This window comes from Flavobacterium sp. N502536 (genome assembly GCF_025947345.1).
Taxonomy (GTDB): Bacteria; Bacteroidota; Bacteroidia; order Flavobacteriales; family Flavobacteriaceae; genus Flavobacterium.
This window is the reverse complement of sequence record NZ_CP110011.1, coordinates 2,756,659-2,769,927: the sequence shown is the minus strand read 5'-3', so window position 1 is coordinate 2,769,927 and position 13,269 is coordinate 2,756,659. Positions and strand designations below refer to the sequence as shown.

At 34.2% G+C, this 13,269-nt stretch carries 8 protein-coding genes; 3 read left to right on the top strand and 5 right to left on the bottom strand.

Going from position 1 to position 13,269, the window contains the following annotated elements:
- Nucleotides 1–81 precede the first annotated feature (81 nt).
- Together OLM61_RS11990 and OLM61_RS11985 are read left to right on the top strand one after the other, a co-directional pair.
- Entirely contained in the window at nucleotides 82–4,284 is a 4,203-nt protein-coding gene (locus OLM61_RS11990) for an RHS repeat-associated core domain-containing protein (protein ID WP_264522918.1), read from the top strand.
- A 5-nt stretch (nucleotides 4,285–4,289) separates the two neighbouring features.
- Nucleotides 4,290–4,724, top strand: coding sequence for an SMI1/KNR4 family protein (locus tag OLM61_RS11985; RefSeq protein WP_264522917.1), 435 nt, complete (start codon nucleotides 4,290–4,292; stop codon nucleotides 4,722–4,724).
- A gap of 93 nt (nucleotides 4,725–4,817) precedes the next feature.
- On the opposite strand, the gene OLM61_RS11980 is transcribed toward OLM61_RS11985, so the two are convergent.
- Complete coding sequence (locus tag OLM61_RS11980) at nucleotides 4,818–5,552, bottom strand: class I SAM-dependent methyltransferase (protein WP_264522916.1); 735 nt, start codon at nucleotides 5,550–5,552, stop codon at nucleotides 4,818–4,820.
- Nucleotides 5,553–6,185: 633 nt separating this feature from the next.
- Between OLM61_RS11980 and OLM61_RS11975 the strand changes: the two genes are divergently transcribed.
- Nucleotides 6,186–7,283 (top strand): exopolyphosphatase, encoded by a 1,098-nt coding sequence (locus tag OLM61_RS11975; protein WP_264522915.1) that lies wholly within the window; start codon nucleotides 6,186–6,188, stop codon nucleotides 7,281–7,283.
- 101 nt (nucleotides 7,284–7,384) lie between these two features.
- On the opposite strand, the gene OLM61_RS11970 is transcribed toward OLM61_RS11975, so the two are convergent.
- The 4 genes from OLM61_RS11970 to OLM61_RS11955 form a co-directional block, all read right to left on the bottom strand.
- Nucleotides 7,385–9,334, bottom strand: coding sequence for an outer membrane beta-barrel family protein (locus OLM61_RS11970; RefSeq protein WP_264522914.1), 1,950 nt, complete (start codon nucleotides 9,332–9,334; stop codon nucleotides 7,385–7,387).
- Entirely contained in the window at nucleotides 9,331–9,735 is a 405-nt protein-coding gene (locus OLM61_RS11965; RefSeq protein ID WP_264522913.1) for a MauE/DoxX family redox-associated membrane protein, read from the bottom strand. Before OLM61_RS11965 ends, OLM61_RS11970 begins: the two co-directional genes overlap by 4 nt.
- Entirely contained in the window at nucleotides 9,725–10,723 is a 999-nt protein-coding gene (locus OLM61_RS11960; protein WP_264522912.1) for a hypothetical protein, read from the bottom strand. The genes OLM61_RS11965 and OLM61_RS11960 overlap by 11 nt, the downstream gene beginning before the upstream one ends.
- Before the next feature lie 668 nt (nucleotides 10,724–11,391).
- Nucleotides 11,392–13,101, bottom strand: coding sequence for a hypothetical protein (locus OLM61_RS11955; RefSeq protein ID WP_264522911.1), 1,710 nt, complete (start codon nucleotides 13,099–13,101; stop codon nucleotides 11,392–11,394).
- Nucleotides 13,102–13,269 lie beyond the last annotated feature (168 nt).

The window sequence follows — 13,269 nt, the reverse complement described above, 5'->3', positions numbered from 1 at the left end:
AGAGTGACAAACATTTTAGAATAAAGACAATCCAATATCAAATAACCAAAGGAATACCACTTAATCAACATCTACTAAATTATGTTATTAACCGATAACCATTTGACCATTGTGGTGGGAATAGACATCCATTTTACCACCTTACCCCCTTTCAATCCGTTTCATCCTTACATAGGTATTGTCATTGACCCTTTTGATTATGTTCCATTTTTAGGCACCAGTGTGCATGTAAATGGTTTTAAACGAGGAAATTCAGACACTAGTGGTATTATCATTCCATTGGTACACATTCCGCTTTTTACACCACCCTGGTTAATGACTCCTATTATTGGCCACGAAAGCATGAACTTTTTTGCTTCTCAAACCGTATTCTCAGACAGCACCCGAATGAGTCCCAAAGGTCATATGTTAATGACTTGTAATGATATTGGGATTCCCCTCTCGATGTCTCTGGGGAAAACGAAAGTAGGGAAGAAAATGATACCGTTTGCCCCAACCCTTTTTGCTCCAACTTCATTTTCCTTGCCTATTCCTACCGGGAAACCGGTCATGGTTGGAGGTCCTTATCCGCCCGATTGGGGTGGGATGCTTACCGGACTGGCCGCCAGTATAGGTTTTAGTACCTTAATGAAAATAGGCAAAAAAGCATTCAATAAATTCCTTAAAGGCGCTATAGGCCCCAACCAACTCAGCAGATTGTTGTGTAAAGCAGGTTTCGAGCCTATAAATCTAATAAACGGAGCCGTTTTTTATGAAGGCAGTGATTTTGATATTACAAGTCCTATACCTCTTAACTGGGGACGTAACTGGTATTCAGATTCTCAGTATGTAGGCTGGCTTGGACATGGTGTGCATAGTGTATACGACAGAGCCGTAGAATTATACCCAGAAGAAGATGCTTTAGGGCTTCGTATGGACGATGGCAGGGTGGTTGCTTTTCCAACGCTGCTGCCTGAGGAAGAATTTTACCTTCGTCAGGAAAAAACAACCCTCAAAAGAACTCCCGATGGTTACCAGGCTTACGATCATAAAAGCAAACTCTTTTACGATTTTACCCTTTTTGACGGCAAAAAATACCAGCTCACTCAAATAACAAATCCTGATGGATTGACCACCGTTTTTGAATTTAAAGGATACAGCCTGAACAGAATCATCGATTCGGCAGGCAGAACCATTAAAGTTAGTACCAAAGACGGATTTATTCAAAAACTCGAACTTGCTGCTCCCGAACAGGACGAGCTTTTGGTTGCTTATGAATATGATGAGCATTATAATATGGTTGCCATTATTGATGCATTGGGAGTACCAACCCGCATCACCTACCAAGACCATCTTATGGTCGAGAAAACCGACCGTAACGGACAAACTTTCTATTGGGAGTACGATACCCAAAACAAATGTATTCACACCTTGGGTGAAGGCGGCTGGCAGGAAGGCTGGATCGAATACCACACCGAAGAAGGCTATAACATCGTAACCGATGCCAACGGAGCTGTAACCACTTATTATTATGAGCCTAACCAGCTTGTGACTCAGATAAAAGACCCGATGGGGAACAGCACATTTTATGATTATACCGAATTTATGGAACTCTATCGGGAAATTGATCCCGAAGGACGTATTTTGGGCTTTAATTATGACGACAGAGGAAATAAAACAGGAACTGTTTACCCGGATGGTACCGAAGAAATCATGATCTACGACGATGAAAATCGTCCTTCGATTGCCATCGATCCGGAAGGCAACAAAACCATTTACCTGTACAAAGATCAAAAGCCACATCAGCTTAAAACCATAATTGCACCGGACAAAACCAGTACCCATTTTGCTTATTATGAAAACGGACTACTTTTGAGTGTTGCCAAAAATAATAACGAGCTTGAACTGGTGTATGATCAGCAATACAACCTCATCGAATGGAGAGAGAATGAGCAAAAACTCAAATCATGGGAATACGACCACCGCAGTCGTGTACGGGCGGTTTATAACCCAATGCAAATGGCGGACTACTTTACCTATGATGCACTCGACAGAGTGCAGCAAATTGTAGAGAAAGACAGTAATATTATTGAATTTGCGTACAATAACTATGATGAAGTAATTGCCTTAAAAGACAAAAAAAACGATATCAAATTTAGTTATACCCCATTGGGAAGTCTGGCTACCAGAGAGCAAAACGGTGTAAAAGTCCGTTTTAACTACGACAAAATGGAGCAGCTTAGCAGTATAAAAAATGAGGACAACGAAAGTTATAGTTTTAGCCGAGACAAGGCCGGATACATCATGCGGGAAACTGCTTTTGATGGTATCGTAAAAAAATACAATCGTAACCTGGCTGGTGAAGTAACCAGAATAGACCACGGAGGCGGAAAATTTACTGACTACGAGCAAGATGCACTAGGACGCATCACCAGAGCCGATTATCACGATGGCACCTGGGAAACCTATACTTATAATAAAAATGGATTGCTCATAGAAGCCGTCAATCAAAACGTAAGTATTTGTTTTGAACGAGATGAAATGGGACGTATCATAGAGGAAACGCAAAAACAACAGCTAGACGCCAACGAAAATAGCATAACACTTACATCTACTTATAACGAATTAGGACAACGTACTCATATCAGTACCAATCTTGGCGCCAACATTAGCACTCATTACAACCAAAAAGGGCAATTGGAGCGTATAGAAGCTCAAAGCAAGGAGCTTAAAGAACAGCATCAGGCTTGGGAAACTACGCTGAAACGAGACGAATTAGGACGCGAAATAGAGCGACTTGCCACAGGAGGATTGTACATCAAAACCAGCTACAACAGCAGCGGTAAACAAAAAGAGCAGGAAGTTTTTGCAAACGGCAAACGTACCGGATCGCGTTATTACAACTGGGATACCAACCAGCAGCTCCGCAGTAAAGTCAATCAGCTTACCGGTGGCATGATCTATTTTGATTATGATGACTTTGGCAATCTGGCTAAGAGTTACAATGGGAACGAAGAACTCTATAAAACCCCGGATGCGGTAGGTAATTTATACAAAACGCAGGACCAAAGTGACCGTAAATATGGCAAAGGCGGCAAACTGCTGCAGGATGAAAAGTACTTTTACAAATACGACGAAATCGGGAATCTAGTACACAAAAGTACCCGTGATATTACCAAGGCACTCGTTTTTGAGGAGTCCACCAGTTGGATTGACAAACTTGCAGTTAATAAAGAAGAAAAACTAAAATTACAGCAAGAACACGAGCAATGGCAGTACGGAGATACCACTTATACCTGGCTGGCCAACGGCATGCTTGAGAGTGTAACTAATCCTGATGGTGAAGTTGTACGTTTTGAATACGATGCACTGGGAAGACGTACGGTAAAAATTGCAAACCAAAAAATAAATCGTTATGTTTGGGATGGTAACGTTCTTATTCACGAATGGAAATACGATCTAAAAAACAGACCTCAACTTGTTATCCAAGACGATGATTTAGTATATGACAAAACTGAACCCGTTGAGAATCTTATAACCTGGATTTATGAAGGAGGTTCTTTTGTACCAAGCGCTAAGATTATTGGTGAAGAAAAATATGGTATAATAAACGATTATATTGGAAGGCCAATACAGGCCTATTCAGAAACAGGCGAACTGGTTTGGGAAACCGATTATGATCTTTATGGAAGCTTAAAAGATTTAAAAGGCGATAGAAACTTTATTCCTTTTAGACAGTTGGGCCAATATGAGGATGTGGAGACGGGACTATATTACAACAGACATCGTTATTATTCTTCTGAAACTGGGCTGTATTTATCGCAAGACCCTATTGGATTAGCTGGGGATAATCCGAATTTTTATGCTTATGTTTATGATAGTAATAGTTGGATTGATCCTTTTGGGCTGAGTTCAAATCCTTCAAGTTTTGTTAATTTTACAGATAGTGCAGGAACAACATTACAAGTGAATGGATATACCGACATAAGTCATTTATCTGATAAAGAATTACAGAAGTTATATTATGCTAATACAAAAAGCGGTTGGGGGCTTTCTCCTAAAGACAAACAAGGAAACACTATAGTTTTACATCATTATAAACAAAACCCTGATGGTCCAATAGTTGGAATGCCAGCTAAACACCATGACAAGCCGCATACCAATCCCGGACAACATCCATTTGGAAAGAAAAAAGGAGGAGGATTAACAAAAGCAGAGAGAGAAGCATTTGATAATTGGAGAAAGGAATATCATGCTCATCTAGCCGAAACAGAGCTTAATAAGAGAGGAATAAAATGTAAATAAAAAATATGAAACAAGAATTAATAGATAAAATAAAAGTAATACTGTCAGATGATGATTTGTTTGCAGGTAAACCGGTTAATGAAGAAACAATTAAAAATGCTGAAACCGAACTTAATGTAAAATTCGATAATGATTATGCACAGTTTTTAAGTCTCTTTGGAGGTAGCTATACAGGTTTTCCGGTTTATGGTTTTAATAACTGCGAAATGTTATCAGAAGAAACTGTTATCGATTTAACAAAGGATTTTAGAAGTAACTATCTGGTTGATAACAGATGTGAATTAATACAATCCAGTTATGTCATTTCCGTTAGTGGAAATGGAGATCCGGTATTTATTTCTCCTGATAATAAAGTTTGGATTTATTATCATGATGATGATGAAACGGAAGAATTAAATAAATCTTTTGAAGAATTAATAGAGGAAAATTTGATAGAGTAATCTAACGGAGTAAAATGAAAAGAAGCTGTCTCAATTGAACTGAAGACGCTTCTTTTCGTTTATACTTGCTATATGAATTCAAAATTCATTCCTTTATGGTTTTCCAGCAGAAATCATAATAAAAATTGGTCTTCTTAATTCCTCTTTCATTTCCGGATACTTTTCAATGATTTCCTCTGACGGTTTAGGCTCAGCTATTTGTGTAATACTAAAACCTGAATTAATTACCATATTTAGAATACTTGCTACCGTTCGATGGTATTTTACTACTTCATGACCTAAAAAAAACGTTTGCCTCACTCCTTCGTACTGGTAATTGTCAACTGGCCAATGTAGTCGGTTTTCATTTTCATCCCTGAACCAATCCTGCTCGTTTTTTGCTGTAAAAACGGGATGCTCCATAGAAAAAACAAAACTCCCGCCTTTCTTCAAATACTGATAGATTTTACGAAAAAGAGCTTCCAGATCTTGTACATAATGAAAGGTAAGCGAGCTAAAAATAATGTCAAACTGTTCCTTTTCAAATACAATATCTTCAATTGGCATTTGGTAATAAGTTATTGATAATCCCTTTGATTTTTCCTTTGCTTTATCAATCATTTTCTTCGACAAATCAATTCCAATGACATTCTCTGCTCCTTGTTCCTTTGCATAAATACAATGCCATCCATAACCGCAACCAAGATCAAGAACATTTTTTCCCTGAAAATCGGGCAGCATCTTTTTTAAAACATGCCACTCTCCTGCTGAGTTCAATCCATCTATCGAACGTAACATTTTACCATAGTTTTCAAAAAAATCTGTATCATCATAAATATTTTGTTTCATCTCCTTATTTTTTTTATTAAACCTCACTCCCCCGATTGTTCTACTGAATACGACGCAAATGTCTCTGACGTTGTGCCACTTCTAAAAACAAAACTACTATAAAAAACGAAAACCTCAGGAAGAATACAACGCAATATCACAATACTTACCCTTCATTGAAACTGCAGACTATGCTGAAAACAAGACAAATTTAAGAGATCTCATAAATATCAGAGACTCCTGTTATCAGATCATTTCCTGTTAGTATTCTTTTTCAATACTCAAAAAATACGGAATTGTCTGTCAATTACTTTACGGGATTTCCTTAACAATTAAATAATATGTTTTCTTAATAACCGGGTTTGTATTCGTAATTGTTTTTATAAATTTGCGCCCTGAATATTTAGTCGTTTTTTATCAGTCCTGATGGGCAATTACTCTTTAATCTAGTCATTTATACATTAACAATTATAAAGCCTTTTTTGCTTTTTAAAATTATCACAACAAAAAACTGAATCACTTTTAAGAACTCATTTCTACGGTTTTAAATTATTTACTTTAAAAAACCGTTATTTTTTTACTTAACCTTATAATTTCTAAACAACAACAACTTACAATCTTTATCAATAAATTATTATAACATAATTAAATACAATGCTTAAAAAAAACACCCCCAAAATCCTAGTTTTTATACTTTTCAGTTTATTCTTTTCCATAAGTTCATTTGCTCAAAAAAATCTTTATGCCGGAATTGAAATCGGACGCAGAACAATAAAGGTAACAGTCCTTGACGTAAACAATATCAAAAAAGCGGACTATAAAATTTCCTACTACTCAAATGATGAAGGTTTGAGTTTTGCCAAACACATCACTACAAATGGCGAACTTACTCAGGAAGACATTAGTAAAGCTGGTCTTATCGTTTTTACTCAATTGACAAAAATAAGAGCACAATTTAAAATCCCAGAAGAAAATATCTTTTTAGTAGCTTCTTCTGTTTTCGGATCTGCCCGCAACCTTGATGCTTTAAAAAACAAAATCAGTACCCTAACCAACAAAGAGCTTGATGTTATTAATGTTGACGAGGAAGCTAAAATACTAGTTAAAGGTTCTATACCTCCTGTTGATTATGCTAATGCTCTGCTTCTTGATATTGGTGCTGCAAGTACTAAAGGTGGCTACATTGATGAACTTGCTGATAACAAATTAGAGTTTATTCCTTTGGAACTTGATTTTGGTACTATGTCTCTTACTGATGCTGTAAAAAAGACGGTTGTAAACCAAAGTCAGGCGAGTGATATGTCGGTATATCAGGAAAAATCTTTTGATTTTAATCCGGTGGTACGTAAAAAGATCAAAGAAATGCTTGATGCAAATCCTCTTTTATTGAAAAAAGAAAAGATCTATTTGTCCGGTGGAGCTGTTTGGGCCTTTACCACATTATATTATAATGAAGACACCAAAGATCATTTCCTGCCTATAAAACTTGAAGATATTATCGATTATGATGCGATCCTGAAGAATAACTTCAACAAGTTTAACAATCTTTCTAAAACCAACAAGGAAGCGGCAAGAGTATTAAACATATACGATCAGAAATACCTTATTTCGGCAAATAACATACTATCGGCCTGCGTAGAAAGCATTCCAAATTTAGAGAAGAAAAAAATATTTTTTGTAAAAGAAGGACCAATAACCTGGCTTATTTCCTATGTTGCAGACCGTTCTAAAAAAGTAAATACAAATTTTTAAGACGCCCTCTTATAAAGACAAAGCTTCAGAGAAATCTGAAGCTTTTTTTGTTATAAATGTCTCGTCCTAAAATTCCATAAGGTATCGAATGGTCCCTGAATTTACAACTTCATATCCGAACTAATATTCCGAATGTATTTGCGATTTACTTTAAATGTTTTTCCGAAATTATAGGATGCATTTATTAAGATCATATTAGATGTGTTGGTATTGTTTAACACATATTCATTGCCACTATCTCTAAATCGCAACATTCTGTTTGCATCAGTATTCAATATATTTCTATACTCCAGGCTAATATTTAGTTTGTCTTTAAGCAAATTACGTGATACACTTAACGAAAGATCCGGTTTCACCGAACGATATAAATTAAAATCGTAAAACCTGTCGATGTAATAAGAGTTAATCGAATACATGGTGCTTTTATCAATATTGCCGCTAACAGATAAATCAAGATAATTCACAACTCCTTTATGAATTTCATTTGCCTTTTGCATTTTTAACTTTGTGTAACTATAATTTAAGTTGAACCTCGATTCTTTATAAAATTTAAAGGAAACAGAAGTACCTACTGAGCGGCTATTATAGGAATCCAGATTTACATTTTCAGAAACCATTTTGTACGCATCTAGGGTATTGACAACAGAAATATTATTGGATGATTTTAAATAACCGAAATTTAAGGTTAAATCGACTTTCTTTATGTTCTTCACTAAATCGAGAGAAAAAGAATTGTCGATTTCAGGTTTTATATAAGACGGATTTACAACTGAATTATTATTAAAATCCTGATAAGTAAAGTTCGAAATTGATCTGATACTTGGTCTGACGACGTATCTCTTATAATTGAATTCTACATCTAATATGGAGTCAATTTTCGAGAAATAAGTAAAATTTGGCAGATAAAAATTATGATGAAAAACGACATCATTGTTGACTTTATCCTCAGAAAACTGAAATCTGTTTCCAAATACCAATGAATTATTAGGGTTGATGTCGTAACTAAAACTGACAAAAGGAGTTACGATATTTTGCTTCACCTCACTTCTATCTGTTACATTATCAAAAACATAATTGCGATACGTTAGTACTAATGCCGATTGAACATATAATTTATTAATTGATTTTGAAACAGAGGAACTAAATGTCCATTCGGTAAATTTTTGATTCGATTTATTAAACCTGTTTTCAATTTTATTATTGCTGTTTACATAGTCTAAATTGAGTTTATACTCTAAATTATTTACTGTTCGCTTCTCGTACCTCACATTGGTGTTATAATCGCGAACCAGAAAAAAATAAGCTGCCTCTGATAAATCCGGAAAAAAACTAACTCTGTTTTCATCTACTACCGAGTACTTATTTCGCAACGAAATACTACTTGACTTATCGATTTCATAAACATTAAGCATGGAGAAATTGGACTGGTACAAAACTCTGTGGTTCGCATAATTTAAAGTATTCCCATTATACGTTTCCTCCGAGCTGTTATCCGAAACATTTTTGAGACCGGAAATATTCAGAACTGTTGAAAATTTATTCTTTTTATAAAATACACTCGAGCCTAGAAAGTTAAATTCCTGCAAAAAACCAAGCGTTCCGTCGACAGAGCCTTTTATGTTATCTACATTACCATTATTGTCCATTACTTTTATAACGAGTTCATTCTCACCAGTTGATAAATTAAAATAATTCTCAACAATCTGAAAAGAAACAATGTTCTCAGACAATAGTTTGAAAAATTCTTCCTGAGTTATGACTTTATCATTATAAATGTAATTTTTGATTCTCTTCCCTTTAAAATAAACAGTTTTATTGTTATCTAAGGTAATGTTCTCGACTCTCCGCAAAGTCTTACCCATACTCTCATTTTTTAAAATTTCTTTGGGTAAGCGAAGTTTATAAACTCCAGCTTTTCTCTTATTCTGAATGATTTTTATCTCTTTGAGAGTCTCTGTTTTTGAAGAATCAATCAACTCATTTTTAACTACTTCCTGAGAAAAACCAAAAAATGAAGTAATGATGAATGTTAGTGTAATTATTTTTTTCATTCGGAAATTATGTATGCTATCGCAATGACAACTGTTAAAATGATATTAAAAATCAAATGTACACTCCATGACATAGTACCAAGAATACCTCCACAGCTGCATGGAATATAATATGAGAAATACATCAAGTAACCAATGTACAAAGAAAAAAATGCCATTAAAAAGAAAGATATTATTAATGCTAATTGAAATTTCCTTTTGTAAACAAAGTAAACAACCAAAAATTCAACAACCAGAACACCAACTCCAGCGTTTTCTTGCATATTAAATGGAATTAATGGTGATTTCCCTAATTGTTTAAAAAAAACATCTAATTCAACCATTTTTGAGAAAGCAGCATAAAAAAATAATACTGCCATCAGATAACAAACTCCTTCCATATATTTTCTTCTATAGTTCATAAATAATAATTTTGGAGTTGAATAGTAAATACAATTTGTTATTACTCATTTTTATATCACGCGTTTTTTCATCTGCATTATTAGGCAAATAAAAGCTATTACAATATTTACCACTATTAACACTATAAACATCTACTGTTCTATACTTTAAAAACTTGCTCAAAGCATCTGCCTTTCCTTTAGCAAACGACACCACAAATAGCTTATCTTTATGAATTAATGAAAACAGGTTAATATTCAAGACTGGTTTAGAAAAGTAAAACGATGAGTCCTTAGAGATTTTTATATCGCCAACCCTTTCTATTTTATCTATCGTCTTAAAACTTTTGATACGTCGTAAGTTTAGATCAACTTTATAGAATCGTCCTTTATTAAATTGAATATAAAACAAATTGCTTTTTTGAAAAGCAAAAAAACCATCACTTGATAACCCTCCGTCGATTTCAGAACTGTCATTTAATCGAATTGAAAGCTCATTACCTTTTGACTTTTGGATATCGTAACTTTTAAATATTCCTTTAGTGAAATCTTTATTGGAAGCCCTGAATAAAATTTCACCACGTCCAATTGCAATTGCCCTATCAAAAGAGAATTTAAAATCAATACTATCAATTTTTCTTAAGTTTACATCATATCTAAATCCCATTTTCAAATAAGGATCGAAAGAATACAATGTATCATTAACAAAATTTGAATTATGATCCCTGTGCTTTAAATCTAGTAATGTATATTTTTTAGTATTGAAGTCAATTTTTATTATTTTATTTAAACCTATTTCATTTAAAACAATATACTTATCATTTACTTCAATAATATTGTTACAATTAAAAGGCAAGTCTATTTTACTGCTTTTATTAAAATTTACATTGATAAAATCCCTTTTAAACGTACCAATATTTATATTTTGTTTTAAACAAATTGTATGCAAAACAAAAATTAATGCAATAGAGATCAAACAAAGTAATACTAGTACAACTATCTTCTTCATATGATAATACTTAATGTTATATTATTAATAATGTAGGCTGTCTTGTTACAAGACAGCCTGCATAAAATACTAATGTAGTACACCTCCGTAATAAGTACTTCCTCCTTTAGTTTTACAACAAAGTTGGTTATTATTTCCACAATGACTTGGGCATTCATCATTACCCTCCTCACCAGCAAATGCACTTACTCCTAACATTAGGGCAATTGCCCCAAAAAACAAAAATTTTTTCATTTCAATTCTGATCAACTATGCATTATTGCTTAAGACTGTAGTTTGTGATCTATAAATGTGCAGCCTATTAATTACAGTAAATCACCCTTGCAAGTAACGCGGTCAAAAAACGCGCAATGATTCATAAGTAAAATTCAAATTCCATCCTAAAAAGGCAAAATTTGGCGCAAATAAAACAAATAAAAAAACCTCAATTCAATTATTTTCATAAAAAAAGTCCCACAGAAACAACATCAGATAAGATAGTATAAGGCCAGGATAATCTAAGTCAAATTCTAAGGGTTATTTCATTCTAAAAGAACAAACCTCTGTACCTTCATTAGGTAAAAAAGCAGAAGATATTCACAAAAAGGCATCCGTAGAAAATGAAAAAATTGCACCAAGTCAAAAGCCTTTGTGCAATTTTTAATAGAACTCTTTACAGAGTCCGACAATTAACTAAAAAAACGAGTCTTCCTATAATCTAATTTTTCGGCTGCTTTCTCTGTCAGATCATTTGCATGCTTCAAAAATAAGATACACTTATACTCAATAAGTTTATCATACTCGTTCTTAACATACTGTTTTGCTGCACTTATAGGCACTACCGCTGTCTCGGAAAGGTATCGAAAAAGCGTTTTTTCCTTTTCATTGTTACAATCAAAAGGAAGTTCGATATCCTGAATGTATTTTAATAAAGAGAACAAGCTGTCTATTGATAATTTACCCGAAGGATAACCTAAATGCAAATAGATAAGCCCTGCACAAATTTGCTCGATTACTTTTCTGAAAAGTACTTTTTTTATACCAACAGAATCATAACTGAGAGAATGCTGCGCCTGATCAAAAAATTGTTGTGCCTTTGATAATCTGCTTAGCTGGTATTTTTCGTTAACAGGAGACTCCCATTTTGCAATGCATTTTTTAGGATAAGAAAGATAAAAAGGATTGCTGTACACCAGAAGTCCATTTGTAAAAATGTGATCGAAAAAATATTTCTGATCCTGTCTCTTCTTACTAATCGATTCTGAGCAATGACTAAGAATTGTTACTTTATACTTGCTTTCAAATTTTTCCTGAATCAGCTCTTTCATCAAACGTACTTCATCATCAAAGGGCTCCGGACTCACGATCAGTAAATAAAAATGATAACGGGGAAGTTTTTCCGAATAATTCTTAGCCCCTTGCTCCTTATCATGATTTATCGTATAACCAAAACAATAGATACATCTTACCTCAAAGGCCGCTGCTATTACAGCTCCAATATTCTTCAAAGCATCATCAATAAAATAATTCGACGGAATTTTATCGCTGAAAATGTGTTTTGCAGTACATTTTTGATAACTCAGTTTCTGCATCTTCTCTCTGCATACTATTTTATACTCTAAAAAAAGTTTATTAATCTCCTTTTGTAACAATTCCACTTTTGCTTTTGCCTTTGCAAGCAACTCCGGGTTAATGTCATCTGCCTCCCTATGTTCCATCACACAGGAATAGCTCATATTAAGCATTTTAAGTATCTCGTTATCCGTCTCAACATCTTTATTGAGTATTTTCTTTAATTCAGGCGTAAAACCGATGCTATAATCGTAATGGGTAAACAAACAGGTAGAAGTAATAAAAACAGGGGTAAAAAATTCGGAGGCGCAAATGTAAATATACCTCAGGGTTTGGTACAGGGCAAAGGCAATTGGAATGTTATTACTGCTTCCGGTGTAAACCGATACATTTCTAAAGGACACAACAGCTGCTTCCAGATCAAGGTAAAATCTTTTTCTGGCTCTTCTTATCAGCTTTTTTGAGGTATTTTTTTGAGGATAAAAGACTTCAGCTCCCGGCTCAAAATAAACCAGTTCTTTTAGCGTGCAATGCCGAATAAAGAAAGGTTTTCCTTTTCTAAAACCTACACTGGCACAATCAGAATCAATAAATTTAAAAATAAAATCGGGATATACCTTTATGAGTTTATCGAGTACCACACTCAGAGCTTCTGTGTCCTGATTACTCTCTTTTTTCATAATAAAAGTGATTACCATTACTTTATTACGTCGATTGTACGACACATAAACGGCTTCTACCGCAACAAACGGAAGCAGGTTTGTAATCGCTTTTTCCAATCGGTCACTATGCGGGTTATTCGGGTCTATTTTTGGCGTATAATTCATATTTTGTTCTTTTATGTTAAACCTCATCTCTCTTTTTCTATCCTCACATAACTTAAAGAATCCTTGGGAATAGCAACGCTACTTTCTTTCTGAAATTTTGACGATCTTACGCTTTATTAATATATTTCGTGTTTTTTTTCGTACGTTTGTTTAAATTACACTTTTGTA